Below are 14,223 nucleotides of genomic sequence, written 5' to 3' on the forward strand. Positions count from 1 at the left end.
CGGCGGGGGCAATATGTAATATCCGAACGATTGCAACGTTTGAAACTAGTGCTTCTGCTACCCAAATAAAATATCACCTAATTATCCGGCTACTGTTCCGTCCTCTTGGCACCACCGGGCATTTTTGCCCAAAAAAATGGCGCCGCTCAGAGAACAGTTGACGGAACAGTGAGTTCCTCTACTATAAATAGAATTGATGCCGTTCCGGAACGACAGGTCCCGAACGGCTTCCATCGTTTCATCAGCTAATACTGATAACCTCAAATCGCTAAATTATGTGTGGAATAGTCGCTTATGTAGGTCCACGAGAAGCTTATCCCATTTTAGTCAAAGGATTACACCGGCTGGAATACCGGGGCTACGACAGCGCCGGAGTGGCCATTCTGGATGATGATATCCAGGTTTATAAAAAGAAAGGCAAGGTGAGTGATCTCGAAGATCACGTATCGGAGAAAAAGCACCGCGGGCATGTGGGTATCGGTCACACCCGCTGGGCTACCCACGGCGCCCCGAACGACATAAACGCGCATCCGCACGTATCCGGCAACGGACGTCTGGCGCTGGTACACAACGGCATCATCGAGAATTACGGTTTGTTGAAAACGGCCCTGGAAAAAGTAGGGCATACTTTCGAGACCGAAACCGATACCGAAGTGCTGGTACACCTGATCGAAGAGATCCAGAGCCGGGAATCGCTGCCCCTGGAAGAGGCGGTACGGGTGGCCCTGACCCGCGTAGTAGGTGCGTACGCCATTGCGGTAGTGGACCGCGATGAGCCCGAAAAGATCGTAGCGGCCCGTAAGGCCAGTCCGTTGGTGATCGGTGTCGGGGAGAACGAATTTTTCCTGGGCTCGGACGCAACGCCCATCATTGAATATACCCGGAAGGTAGTCTACCTGAATGACGAAGAGATCGCCCTGATCAGTAAAGACGGTATTCTTTCCATTAAAACGATGGGTAACGAAGAACAGCATCCGGCCATTCAGGAACTGGATATGAAACTGGAGAGCCTGGAAAAAGGCGGTTTCGAATACTTCATGCTGAAGGAGATCCACGAGCAGTCCAAAACGATCTCCGACTGCATGCGGGGCCGGATGAACGCCGAAGAAGGCTGGATCCACCTGGGGGGGCTGGAAGAGTTCAGCAACAAATTGCTGGATGCTCAGCGGTTTATTATTGCGGGATGCGGCACATCCTGGCACGCGGGCCTGATCGGTGAATATCTTTTTGAGGACCTGGCCCGGATCCCGGTGGAAGTGGAGTATGCCTCTGAACTGCGCTATCGCAACCCGATCATTTCCGAAAAGGACGTGGTTATTGCCCTGTCCCAGTCCGGAGAGACTGCGGATACCCTGGCCGCTCTAGAACTGGCCAAGTCGAAGGGGGCGATGATCTACGGCATCGTCAATTCCGTAGGTTCCTCCATCGCCCGGCTCACGGATGCGGGCTCCTACATCCACGCCGGTCCGGAGATCGGAGTGGCCTCTACCAAGGCGTTTACCGGGCAGGTGACACTGCTGAGTATGATGGCCCTGAGCCTCGCCCGGAAGCGGGGTACGATCTCTCAGACTTACTTCCTGCAACTCCTGCACGAACTCAGCTACATCCCGGCCAAAGTGGAACGGGTACTGAAGAATGAAAATAAAATTAAGTTTATCGCTTCAGAAATAAAAGACAGCGCAAATGCACTATATTTGGGGCGGGGTTATAATTTCCCGGTAGCGCTGGAAGGCGCCTTGAAACTCAAGGAAATTTCGTATATTCATGCCGAAGGATATCCGGCTGCTGAAATGAAACACGGGCCGATCGCTCTGATCGATGAGCACATGCCCGTTATCGTGATCGCCACCAACCGAAGTGCCTACGATAAGATCGTTTCCAATATTCAGGAAGTAAAGGCCAGAAACGGATATGTCATTGCCATCGTTACGGAAGGAGATGAGACCATAAGTCAAATGGCCGATAGCGTAATTGAAATTCCGGATACAGAAGAGCCACTGACACCGCTTCTATCAGTTATTCCACTGCAATTGCTATCTTATCATATCGCCCTTATGCGGGGATGTAATGTAGACCAGCCCCGAAATCTGGCAAAATCAGTAACGGTTGAATAACCCCCACAAGCCCGAAGCTTGTCCTTGTAGAATTAACGTAAATTTCGCTGCGCCGCAGCGCCAACAAAAGTAAAACAATCAAATGGGAGAGAGAGAATGGAGTATGGCTTACAACTCCGAAAGAGATAACCTGATCATCCCCGAGTACGGACGCCACGTGCAGAACCTGGTCGAAGAAGCCAAATTGATCGAGAACCCGGCAGAGCGTCAGGTGTTCGTGGAGAAGATCGTAGATCTGATGATGCAGATCCATCCCCAGAGTCGGAATATAGAAGACTATATTGATAAACTGTGGAAACACGTTTTTCGCATCAGCAATTACGACCTGGAAGGTGTGATGCCGCCCAATGGCGTACTCCCTACCTCCGAGGATGCCGCCAAACGTCCGGAAATGATCAATTATCCGGAATCCGAAGCCAAATTTCGCCACTACGGGCATAACGTACAGCATTTGATCAAAAAAGCGATCGAAATGCCCGAAGGCCCCAAAAGAGATGGTTTCGTGGCGGTGATCGCTTCCTATATGAAACTGGCTTACCGCACCTGGAATAAGGAACACTTCGTAAGTGACGAGGTAGTGAAGAGCGATCTGGAATCATTGTCCAATGGCAAATTGGTGCTGAAGGAAGAACTCATGCAGGAAACCAATAACAATAACAATCGCAGACGGAAGCGCCCTTCCAATTCCGGAGGAGGCAAACGCTCCCGCTCTTCTTCACGTAGACGCCGATAGATCTTCCGGCGATCCCCAATGATTAACCTACATACATGACCAACGAATCTTTTGCCGTAACCGGCGGCAGGTCTCTGCGCGGTGATCTGGTCCCTCAGGGCGCCAAGAACGAAGCCCTGCAGGTGCTTTGCGCCGTACTGTTAAGTGCAGAACCTGTAACTATTGCCAACGTTCCGGAAATTCGCGACGTAGCCATGCTGCTCGATCTCCTGCGCGGACTGGGCGTTGAAGTTGAAAAATTAAATTCGGATACCTACCGTTTTACCGCCCGGGAAGTGGATCTGGACTACGTTCAGTCCGATGCCTTCGAAGACAAAGCCCGCCGCATTCGCGGCTCGGTGATGCTGATCGGGCCTCTGCTGGCCCGCTACGGACGGGCCTTCCTGCCCAAACCCGGTGGAGACAAGATCGGTCGCCGCCGCCTGGATACCCACTTTTTGGGATTGCAGCAGTTGGGCGCTCAGTTCGATTATGACGTCGATCGCAACCAGTATTCCGTCACGGCTAAGAAACTGAAGGGAACCTATATCCTGATGGATGAGATCTCCCTGACCGGTACGGCCAATGTGATCATGGCGGCCGTGCTGGCGGAGGGCGTGACGCGGATCTACAACGCCGCCTGCGAGCCTTATATCCAGCAGTTATGCCGGATGCTGACCCGCATGGGCGCCAAAATCGAAGGACTGGGCTCCAACTTACTGGCCATTACCGGCGTGGAAGAATTGGGCGGCACAGAACACCGCATCCTGCCCGATATGATCGAGATCGGTAGTTTCATCGGTCTGGCGGCCATGACCCAGTCGGAGATCACCATCAAAGACGTTCAGGTACACGAACTGGGGATCATCCCCCGGGTATTTGAGAAAATGGGGGTCCAACTTGAGATCAAAGGTGATGATATCCATATTCCCTACCAGGAAGAATACGAGATCCAGACCTTTATCGACGGATCGATCATGACCATTTACGATGCGCCCTGGCCGGGCTTTACGCCGGACCTGATGAGTATCATTCTCGTGATGGCGACTCAGGCCAAAGGCAGTCTGCTGGTGCATCAGAAGATGTTTGAAAGCCGCCTCTTCTTTGTCGATAAGCTGATCGATATGGGTGCTCAGATCATCCTTTGCGATCCGCATCGCGCAACCGTGATCGGCCTCAACCGGAGATTTCAGTTACGGGGTATTGAAATGACCTCACCGGATATTCGCGCCGGAGTAGCCCTCCTGATCGCGGCCCTTTCCGCCAAAGGGACCAGCATCATTCATAACATCAACCAGATCGATCGCGGTTACCAGCGCATCGATGAACGCCTGCGGGCGATCGGTGCCCAGATCGAACGGGTCTAAACCGCTTCGGGACGCAGGATACTGCTGAATAAGGGGGCGACCGGAATTACCCGGACCAGGTGTAGCTCATGCCTGGTCCGGGTAAGCTATTCTCTTTTCTCAATCATCAATTCGCTCGCATGATACTCTACAACATAACCATCAAGGTCGAACAGAGCGTTCACGACGACTGGCTGCAGTGGATGCAGCAAGCCCAGATCCCTGCCTACATCAATACCGGATTGTTTACGGAATATAAGTTTTGCCGCATCATGGGCGATACGGATGAGCACGGTGTGACCTATGCCCTGCAATTCGTCAGTAAGGATGAGAAGACCTTTCAGATCTACCAGCAGTTACATGCCAAACGACTGCAAAATCTACAGGCAGAGCGTTACCCCAATAAATATGTGACTTTCCGGACCTTGATGGAAGTCGTGGGGCAATCGAAATAATAACTTACCGTCAAGGGAATTTCTCCGGCCGCGAAAATATCCCGTTCCCAAAAATACAGCGGCCGGTATCCGTTGCGTAATGCTGGATACCGGCCTGCTAATTGTTTCTCCGGATTTGGTGTGCCGGATATAACCGTTCCAACGAGGGAAAAGTTATCCGTAATTACAGCGGGTGATTTCCGGGTGAGTCCTGCTCACTTCCGTGCCCGGTTGCTTGCACCGGGTCGATAAATTGTTTTCAAAAGGTTTTCCGGGGGATGTCAGTTGGGAAGTGTCCGAAGGCATTTTCCCATTTTAATTTCAGTCGGTTGCTTATAAGATGCAGTTCGGTTCTGATCCCCCTATGTCCGCATCCTTTTTTTCAAAACAAATAGATCCGGCAGTTCCGGAAACTATTCAGAACATCACGTGCCAGCCGGAAAAAAGTAAAAAGGCCCACAAATTGTCGGTGAGCCTTTTTGGGAAATATTGACTAGTACGTGATGTGTTGATGGGATTTGTGCAAACTTCTTGGTCTTGGTTACAGGGGTAGACGTCGCTGTGCAAAGAAAGGGTTGGGCGCATATGCCATTTTTTAGGATCTTTCTTTAGGATATGCAGGGTATTAAGTCAATTTGTGCTACTAATCAGCCAATTAGCAAGAGCGTAATTTTTACAGTTCTATTTGCCAAAAAGCCCTTTTTCGGAGCGATTGATTTCCATCTATCTAAAAAAAAGGGTAGCTTATCTAAAAAGTAGGCTCTGCCGGAGCAAAAATCCTTTTTTAGCAAGCGGTTGGAAAAAGCCGAAAAATACTTAATTTAGTTACCCTACGAACATGACCGTAAAGCCTTCATTCAGCATGCAACTCAGACCTCTTCGCGTATATACCCGCCAATTCGGATTCTCACTGGCCATTTTGCCGCGTACCATATCATTTATTCGCGAGCAAAAGATATGGAAAGGGATGTTGTCTTACGGTTGGGTAGCCCGCCTGTTTATTATTATTGCTTTGCTGGGCGGACTAAAGTTCATATCCCTTTTTGTAAACTGGATCAACAAGGTCTTTGGAGCCAATGATGCGGCAGAAGCCATCGCTACGATGGGACTTTTTGCGAAAGATCTGGCCTTGGGAAGCTACGAAATGCTGTTCTCCTCCGGGTCTAAGTATATCATGTTGATCCTGTTGGAGGTCGTGGTATTTCACTTTGCCCGCCGGACTCTGGAGATACTCACCGGCAATGAAGCTAAGGCCGGTTGGAAAGATTTTGTGGATGCCCAGATCCGGATGATCAAGGTGGCTTTTCGGTGTTGGGTGCTGGAAATGATCGTTTTAACGATCTTGAGCGTAGTATTCGGCATTTTCAGTATCCTCGATTTTATCGAGCCCGTGCTTGCCCTGGCGGTACAATCTTACTTCCTCGGATTTGCGGTGGTCGATAACTATAACGAACAATTCGGGCTCAGCATTAAGGAAAGTGTGGCCTACGCCTGGCAATATCTGGGGGTAGTGATGGCCCTGGGCTTGTTCTTCTATATTATGTTATTAATTCCTTTCATCGGCACGGTTGCCGGTCCCTGTATTGCGGCCGTAGCGGTCTGTATCATTATGTACAAATTGTCGGACCTGCACACCATGAAGGATAAACCGGCCGTTGACCTGGAAGAAATAGTTTAGTACGATGGGGCTTTTTGATTTTTTCCGCAAGAAGACCCCCAAACTGACCGAAACCGAACGTCAGGAGTTGCTAACGCGAACCAAAACGGCTTGCGAAACCCTGGCCCGCCCGGCGGCATTAGCCCAGCTCGGTGGTTTTCGACCGACCGGCGATCCGCTGACTTCCCGTTTTTCCGGAGACTTTGTCATGCTGGAATCCGAAAGCTGGCCGGTATACGAGGAGCAGCCCCTGACCTCCATTTTACAGATCAATCTTTCCGAATTACCCTTTATCCCTCCGGCCCTGGAGGGCTATCAGCTTATTACCATCTTTATTGATACCCAAGAACCACCCCACGCTACGCCGATGGGGGACGGCTGGGTGATACGCTTGTATTCTTCCACCGCGGGGCTCCTTCCCCGTGCGAACCCGGTTCGGAAATCCAGGCTCAAATCCTTTGAGATACAATGGCAGTATAGCCCGACGGAATGCCCGGACTGGGAAGATGCCGATGCCCGGATCGATCTATCCGAACTCCAATTGCTGGATGATGCCGGCGAAGCTTTATTGGAAACTTTCACCAATCACGAACTGACCAAGATCGGTGGCTGGCCCAGCCTGATCCAGCACCAACTGGAAATGGATGCCGATGATTTTGTGATCCAGATCGGTTCCGAACCCAAAGCGAACTGCAATTGGATAGACGGTGGCAATATTTACCTGGGACTGGTCGACGGGCAGTGGCAGATTGAATGTCAGTTCCATTAGTATGCTTTACCAGCTGAACTGCGCTTCTAGCTGTTCGTGGCCTGCCCTGCCATCGAGATCATCCGATCAGCCAACCGAACAGCACCTGCACCAGGATGAGCTTCACGATCATGGAAACCGGAAAGATCATGGTAAAACCCGCATTGGGTAGTTTGTTACCCGCCAGGGTTGTAGAGTACTCCAGCACGGCCGGTTGATTGGACAACATGCCCGAAAGGAGTGAATAGGGGATTTTTAAGAATTTGTAACCCACGAACAGACCGGCAATAGCGGTGAAAAAGCTGATTACCCAACCGGCACCAAAAAGGAAAAGTCCGTCACCCTGCAGCAGGGTATTCAAAAAGGTATGGCCCGAGCGAATGCCGATACCGGCCAGCAGCAGAATGAGCCCCATCTGGCGCAGGGTGAGGTTGGCGCTGTAGGGCAGTGTCCAGACGACCGGGCCGCTGCGACGCAGGGCGCCCAGCAACAAACCGACGATCAGCGGGCCTCCGGCAAAGCCCAGCTTGAAGGAAAAATCGCCGGGCAGTTGGAAACTGATCATGCCGAGCAACAGCCCGAGGGCCATGCCCGAGCCGAAGGACAAGAGATCGATCTGGCTGAGGTCATCGTAAGAATTACCGAAGATCTCGGCGATTGCCGGCAGATCCTTCCGGCGGGCCACCACGAGGACCTGATCTCCCAGTTCCAGAATAGTATCGCCGTTGGCCAGCAGGTCCATGTCGCCCCGTTTTACCCGGGTGATGATGGCCGAGTATTTCTCAGCGAGGTTCAGCGAAGCGATCTTCTGGCCGGCAACGACCGGATTCGATACGAATAAGCGTTGGGCATCAAAAACCGTTCGGTCAAACGACAATTCGGTCTCCAGCTTTTCGCCGATCAATGCGGTGGCTTCTTTCACCGTTTCTTCGTTTCCCACCAGCACCATCTGGTCGTTGATCTGCAGGGTGGTATCCATATTGGGCAGGAAGGAGGATTCGCCCCGCTTCATCCGGCCGAACACCAGATTGCTGGAAAAATGCTGAAACAGATCCCGGATCGTGTGCATGGTGAGTTTGGGGTTCGTTACCTCTACCGACCAGCGGGTAAGGTTCTCATTGACGGGATACAGGCTTTGTAAACGCCATTCTTCCTTTCTGAAATCCACTTTCAGCCAGCGCCGCATCAGCCCGATGGCCATCATGCCGCCGAGTACCCCCATTGGATAGGTAATGGAATAGCCGACTACAGCATTATCCGTAAAAGCATCCCGGTCCACTACATTGGGCGATTTGTTGATGAGGTCCAGCAGACCGGCGAGTGCCGGCGTATTGGTATTGGTACCCGAAAGCATCCCGGAGGAGGTGGCGGCATCCAGATTCCAGAGAAAATGGAAACCCGCCGTGATCAGGCCCGAAAAGCTGATCACACCGAGAATGAAAAGCGAATTGGTGAGGCCGTGTTTTTTAAAAGTATGGAAAAAGCCGGATCCGCTGCTGATCCCGATCGTGTACACAAACATCGACAGGCCCAGCACAATGATGATCTGGGGTACGGATAACTCAGGATCCAGGGCTCCGAAGCCCAGGCCGACGAACAGCACCGCCGCCGAACCCAGCTTGGCACCACCTATGGAGATCTTACCGACCAGGTAACCAATGGCTGAGACGACGAACAGGAGCAACAGTGGACTTTCTTTAAAGGCTTCAATCATAAGCTGGTGTTCTAATGGGTGCAAAGTTAAAAGGAATCGGATAGGGGATTGCTACCGCGGCCCATAAATTGACTAACTTTACCCTCCCATAATGAACCCTGTAAGCGGATTGCCGGTCCTTCGGTCGAACAAATGATCAAATTGTGCCGGATTCGGGATTTACTGCTTACGACTAACGACAGATCTACATGTCTTCAACTTACGCCCGGCTGTGCCGGGAAGCACAACGCATCGTTATCCACACGAGTGAATTTATCCAGGGAGAACTCGGCAAGGTGAAAAACAAACAGATTGAAACCAAAAGCCTGAACAGCCTGGTCAGTTACGTGGATAAAGAAGCCGAGGAGCAATTGGTCACCGGCCTCAGCGAGCTGCTACCCGGTTCCGTCTTTATCACCGAAGAGGATACCATCGACAATCAGGATGGCGAATGGCAATGGATCATCGATCCGCTGGACGGAACGACCAATTTCCTGTATCAGATCCCGATATTCTGCATCAGCGTGGCGCTTCGCTACCAGGACGAACTCGTTCTGGGGGTAGTCTATGAGATCAACCGTAAAGAGTGCTTCTACGGCTGGAAAGGGGGTGGTGTTTTTCTCAATCAGATCCAGGTGAAAGTGCGTAAGAACGACGATCTGGCCGATTCACTGCTGGCTACCGGATTTCCCTATTACGATTACGAACGGACCGATGCGTACCTGCAGTGTCTGAAATATTTCATGCAAAATACCCGGGGCATCCGCCGGATGGGCGCCGCTGCCGTCGACCTGGCCTACGTAGCCGCCGGAAGATTCGACGGATTTTTTGAATACAGTCTGCAACCCTGGGACGTAGCTGCCGGAGCATTCCTGATCCAGGAAGCCGGAGGCGTGATCACGGATTTTAAGGGGGGAGATAACTTCCTGTTCGGCAACGAAACGATCGCCGCCAGTCCGAAGGTCCACGCCGCCATGTTATCGGTGATCGATAAGGCATTCTAGATCCGCAGCTATGCGTCGAAAAACTCTCTGGAAGGGCCTGCTGATCAGTTTACTCCTGCTGGTACTTTTTCGTGGCGTATTGTATCGGGCCTTTATTCAGTACCAGATCGTGGGAACGCGGGAATTTTCGGAGATCACAGATGAAGCGCTCGCAAAAGATATCCGTCGCCGAACCGCCGGAAAAGAGCTGAACACGAAAGAGATCCTGGAAGTCAGCCGTCGTCTGACCGATCGGAGTCTGACCTTTACCACCGGAGAAAGCAGCAACGAAACGAATGCAGTATACCGGGCCGGAGCCGCTAACTGTATCGGGTACGCGGCCCTGTACGCCGCAACGGTAAGCTTTATCGCCGAAGACCAGGGCGTGCCCTTACTGGCGCGTCAGGTAGTGGGGAAACTGGAATTGCTGGGCTGGGATCTGCACGCTGTTTTTGGCAACCATCCTTTCTTCCGGGATCACGATTTTGTGGAGATCCGGGGCGCGCAAAGCGACGAGTACTACTACGTTGATCCAACGGTTAGCGATTACCTGGGCATCCGATTTGTCCGGCATTGATTGATCAATGTAAAATCAATGAACTTCCGCTACATTTTGAGATAGTAGAGATCATAGCAAAACCCGAAATATTTTATTGTAACCCAAACAGATCGTCATGAGCGCAGCGAACACCGTTTGTATCTACTGCGGAGCCCACAGCGGCAATTCCGAAGCTATCGTCACCCAGGCTAGAGAACTCGCTGCCTTGCTGGCCAATCGAGGATTCGACCTCGTTTACGGCGGTGGCAACAGTGGGCTGATGGGGATCGTTGCCAACGAATTTTTACAGGCAGATCGCAAAGTGGTCGGCATTCGCCCTCAGAAGCTGATCAGGGATGAGTTTGCCCACCCGGGGATTACCGAACTGATCGTGGTGCAGGATATGCACGAGCGAAAATTGAAGATGATCGATGCGGCCGACATTCATATTGCGTTGCCCGGAGGAGCCGGCACGCTCGATGAGCTTATCGAAGTATTCACACAAACGAAGATCGGTTTTGTCCGGAAAACCTGCGCGATCCTCAACACGGATCACTACTACGACGAGTTGTTAGCTTTTTTTGATAAGATGGTACGCTTTGCGTTTTTGCGCCCCGAAGACCGCAATTTGCTGGTGGTGGAAAATTCACCGGCCGATCTGGTCAGCCGCTTAGGTTGATGGTAGGTTTTGACTGATTACCTAGTGAGGAACATTAATAATTTAAGACCAGAAATGACAGAATTTCACCGCAACCTGTCCCGCCACAGGGCAACTGCGCAGCGGTCGGGAAGTCGCCGAAATGCTAAGCTTGTTAATGAATTTGCCGTCGGCAAATTCACTAACCTTTGCGTTCTTAACCGTTAATGTCGCAAAAGATCGAAAAATTTGCTGATGCAAATTTTCTCGAAAGAAGTCATTGTAAAACTTCGCGGCTTCGCGGCTTCGCGGCCTTCGCGGTGAAGACAAGCTTTATTAATTTTCAATGTTCGATACTACCTAATCAGTCAGGTCTAAAAGAGAGAGGAGTCCGCATAAGTTACGCCATTGGCCATATACCTCATCCCATTTCCCAGCCGCTAGTTCCGAATATATTTCAGCAAATTGGCTTCAATACGGTCCCGGTTGGGTTCCTGCCAGGCCGGCAATTTGAGTGCGGTACCCAGTTCTTCCCGGGATTCATCCACCATAAAACCCGGACCTTCGGTCGCCACTTCGAAAAGTACACCGCCGGGGATCCGGAAATAGATCGACTGAAAATATTTACGATCCATCACCCGGGTGACCTTCAGCCCAAATTCCTTTTCCATTTTTTCTTTGATCTTCATGGAATCCTCCAACTGCGCGACCCGATGGGCAACATGGTGAACCGTACCGATACCATTGATACCCGGTTCTGCGGCGGGGGCCGCCCGTACGATCAGTGAATTGCCCGGGCCACCGGTTCCGGATTCCAGCAGGGTCAGTTCGCCGTCGGTTTGGACCGTCCGGTAACCAAAGATTTCCAGAAAGCGGATCGTTGTCGGCGCATCCTGGATCAAAAGCGTGACATTGTGCATGCCGCGAATAGCTTGCGCTTTGCTCACTTCCCGGTAGGCCCAGAGTGGTTCACGGTCATCAGCTCCGGCTTCCATCAGGTCGAGTCTCAGTCCGGAAGGATCTTCGAACTCAAGTACGGGCTGACCGAAGCGTTGGGTTTCGGTGGCCGTCACCCCGTGGTCCTGTAGCCGCTTTTTCCAAAAGCTGAGGGTGCCTTCCGGGATGGAAAAGGAAGTCTGGTAAACCTGCCCGCTGCCGATAGTTCCCTGCCGGACCCCCTGCCCCTTGTAGGGGAAAGTGGTGAAAATGGTGGAAGGCGAACCGATCTCATTGCCGTAATAGAAATGGTAGACCTTTTCATTATCGAAGTTAACGGTCTCTTTCACCAGGCGGAGACCGAGCGTCTTGGTATAAAAATCGTAATCTTCCTGGGCATCATTCACCGTGGCGGTAACGTGGTGGATGCCTTTGATCAGTCCTTTAATGTCCATGTTCAAGATTTTGGTTACGGCTTGCAATGGATCCGGACACCGGAACCATCTCTTAATAAAACCGGTCGGGAATCATCCGGTTTAAATTTTCTAGCCATCACCGGTGATGCCCGATCTCTGAATAACAAAATGGATACCCTCTTGTTTATATTGTGAACATTTGTGCGTTATTTGAACAAGGTTTTCGCATATTTATGCTACCGGCGATACTGTGATGTCGGTAGGATCCGAGATGATCTCAAAAATTTATAGGACTATGAAAGACGTTCCCGTAATTTCCATTGAAGCGGCAGTTGCCAAAGTTAAAGACGGCGATACCCTGCTTTGCGGTGGGTTCGGTATGACCGGAAATCCGGTACACCTGCTGAACGCGCTGGCGGAAACAGATAAAAAAGAACTCACTTACGTCGGAAATAATGTGGGCGAACCGAGCCTGGGCGGTGGTCGTCTGCTGCTGAACGGTCAGATCAAAAAGATGATCGGCTCGTACTTTACCAGTAATCCGGATGCGGTAAAGGCGGCCCAAAGCGGGCAGGTGGCTTACGAATTGTTACCCCAGGGGAGCCTGAGTGAGGCCATACGGGCCGGCGGAATGGGGATCGGAGGTTTTTATACGCCGACGGCGGTGGGTACCGTATTGGCCGATGACCGCGAAGTCCGGCGACTGAATGGGGTGGATCAGGTCTTTGTACCGGCCATTCGGGGGAATGTGGCATTTATCCGGGCCTGGAAAGCGGACACGGCCGGCAATCTCACCTACCGCCTGACCGAACAGAATTTCAACACGGCCATGGCTATGGCGGCCGATCTGGTGATTGCCGAAGTGGAGGAGATCGTTCCGGCGGGGGAGCTGGACCCTAATCACATCCACACCCAGGCCTGTTTTGTGGATTTCCTGGTGGAAGCCAAACTGAAAGAAGAGGATCTCGGATCATCCGCATCGGTAAAAAGCAGTCTGAAAAAGGTAAGCGATACACGGATGAATATCGCCCGGCGGGCTTTCCGGGAACTGGAGCATGGCAATGTAGTGAACCTGGGCATCGGCATTCCTACGCTCATAGCCGACCTGATCAAACCGGAGGACGGCATCATCATGCATACGGAAAATGGTATGCTCGGGGTTGGTCCGGAACCGGAAGACGGCAGCGGGGCTATGAAAAACCCGGTAAATGCCGGAAAGATCCCGGTGACGGCCCTGGACGGGGCCAGTTATTTCGACTCGACGACCTCCTTCGGGATGATCCGCGGCCGGCACGTCGATGTGGCGATCATGGGCGGTCTGCAGGTTGACAGCCGGGGCAATCTGGCCAACTGGGCGGTACCGGGCAAACCCCTGCTCGGGGTAGGGGGCGCGATGGATCTGGCATCCGGTGCCCGAAAACTGATCATCACGATGCGCCATCTCAACCGGGACGGCTCGGCCAAGATCGTGGAAGAATGCGATCTGCCGCTGACCGCCCTGCAGGCGGTGGATGTGGTGATCACCGATCTGGCGGTCTTTGTTTTTGAGGACGGGGCACTGGTCCTGCGGGAACTGATGCCGGGGGCGACTTTGGAGCAGGTCAGGGCCGGTACAACGGCTACTTTTCGGGAGGACCTGGTGTAAAAATCGAGGATTTCTGAATTACGGTCGCTGTTAATGAGCGCTCTGCAGGGCATTGCACATTTGATCACCATTCTCCAGGGGAAATAAATGTCATTTTAACAATTAATTAAGTTTAAACTGGTGATTTGTCCAGGGCCTCAGCAGGGTTTTTGATAATTTTCTAAAAATCAAATATTTAAGATTAATAGTGTTTTTAGATATAATAAAATTTTACCGATATTTCTCATTGGGTAATAGACTTCTGGTTAATTAAACAGGAATTTTGGTTAGAATACTGTTAGAAAAGAATGATTTATAAGTGTATCTTGTACCCTTATTAATTCGATCGGTAGCCCCGGCAATTGTTATCTGGCCGGACTTCAGC

12 protein-coding genes are annotated in these 14,223 nt (G+C 51.6%); 10 read left to right on the plus strand and 2 right to left on the minus strand.

Annotation, left to right across the window (positions count from 1 at the left end; all coding sequences use genetic code 11):
• Window positions 1–275 precede the first annotated feature (275 nt).
• From glmS to CRP01_RS27710, 6 genes are all read left to right on the plus strand, one after another.
• Complete coding sequence (gene glmS, locus CRP01_RS27685; protein ID WP_099153310.1) at window positions 276–2,114, plus strand: glutamine--fructose-6-phosphate transaminase (isomerizing); 1,839 nt, start codon at window positions 276–278, stop codon at window positions 2,112–2,114.
• Between the two features lie 82 nt (window positions 2,115–2,196).
• Window positions 2,197–2,847 (plus strand): DUF4290 domain-containing protein, encoded by a 651-nt coding sequence (locus CRP01_RS27690; RefSeq protein WP_099153311.1) that lies wholly within the window; start codon window positions 2,197–2,199, stop codon window positions 2,845–2,847.
• Between the two features lie 35 nt (window positions 2,848–2,882).
• A complete protein-coding gene (murA, locus tag CRP01_RS27695; RefSeq protein ID WP_099153312.1) occupies window positions 2,883–4,193 on the plus strand; it encodes a UDP-N-acetylglucosamine 1-carboxyvinyltransferase in 1,311 nt (436 codons plus the stop codon).
• Between the two features lie 119 nt (window positions 4,194–4,312).
• Complete coding sequence (locus tag CRP01_RS27700; RefSeq protein ID WP_099153313.1) at window positions 4,313–4,627, plus strand: DUF4286 family protein; 315 nt, start codon at window positions 4,313–4,315, stop codon at window positions 4,625–4,627.
• Window positions 4,628–5,468: 841 nt separating this feature from the next.
• A complete protein-coding gene (locus CRP01_RS27705) occupies window positions 5,469–6,284 on the plus strand; it encodes an EI24 domain-containing protein (RefSeq protein ID WP_143473558.1) in 816 nt (271 codons plus the stop codon).
• Between the two features lie 4 nt (window positions 6,285–6,288).
• Window positions 6,289–7,032 (plus strand): DUF1963 domain-containing protein, encoded by a 744-nt coding sequence (locus CRP01_RS27710; RefSeq protein ID WP_099153315.1) that lies wholly within the window; start codon window positions 6,289–6,291, stop codon window positions 7,030–7,032.
• Window positions 7,033–7,090: 58 nt separating this feature from the next.
• On the opposite strand, the gene CRP01_RS27715 is transcribed toward CRP01_RS27710, so the two are convergent.
• Window positions 7,091–8,725, minus strand: a complete 1,635-nt coding sequence (locus CRP01_RS27715; RefSeq protein ID WP_099153316.1) for an aspartate:alanine exchanger family transporter — start codon at window positions 8,723–8,725, stop codon at window positions 7,091–7,093.
• Between the two features lie 188 nt (window positions 8,726–8,913).
• Between CRP01_RS27715 and CRP01_RS27720 the strand changes: the two genes are divergently transcribed.
• The 3 genes from CRP01_RS27720 (at window position 8,914) to CRP01_RS27730 (ending at window position 10,904) form a co-directional block, all read left to right on the plus strand.
• Window positions 8,914–9,708, plus strand: coding sequence for an inositol monophosphatase family protein (locus tag CRP01_RS27720; protein ID WP_099153317.1), 795 nt, complete (start codon window positions 8,914–8,916; stop codon window positions 9,706–9,708).
• 10 nt (window positions 9,709–9,718) lie between these two features.
• On the plus strand, window positions 9,719–10,264 hold the full coding sequence (locus tag CRP01_RS27725) for a cupredoxin domain-containing protein (protein ID WP_099153318.1): 546 nt from the start codon (window positions 9,719–9,721) through the stop codon (window positions 10,262–10,264).
• Window positions 10,265–10,361: 97 nt separating this feature from the next.
• The gene (locus CRP01_RS27730) at window positions 10,362–10,904 is read left to right on the plus strand and encodes an LOG family protein (RefSeq protein ID WP_099153319.1); all 543 of its coding nucleotides are present in this window, start codon (window positions 10,362–10,364) and stop codon (window positions 10,902–10,904) included.
• Between the two features lie 398 nt (window positions 10,905–11,302).
• Here the strand turns inward: CRP01_RS27730 and CRP01_RS27735 are convergent, their stop codons facing one another.
• Window positions 11,303–12,253, minus strand: a complete 951-nt coding sequence (locus CRP01_RS27735) for a ring-cleaving dioxygenase (RefSeq protein ID WP_099153320.1) — start codon at window positions 12,251–12,253, stop codon at window positions 11,303–11,305.
• 256 nt (window positions 12,254–12,509) lie between these two features.
• On the opposite strand from CRP01_RS27735, the gene CRP01_RS27740 reads away from it, so the two are divergent.
• Window positions 12,510–13,859: a 3-oxoacid CoA-transferase gene (locus CRP01_RS27740; protein ID WP_099153321.1), complete on the plus strand. Its 1,350-nt coding sequence runs from the start codon at window positions 12,510–12,512 to the stop codon at window positions 13,857–13,859.
• Window positions 13,860–14,223: the final 364 nt, after the last annotated feature.

The sequence above is a fragment of the Flavilitoribacter nigricans DSM 23189 = NBRC 102662 genome, from assembly GCF_002646595.1.
GTDB classification, from domain to species: Bacteria; Bacteroidota; Bacteroidia; order Chitinophagales; family Saprospiraceae; genus Flavilitoribacter; species Flavilitoribacter nigricans.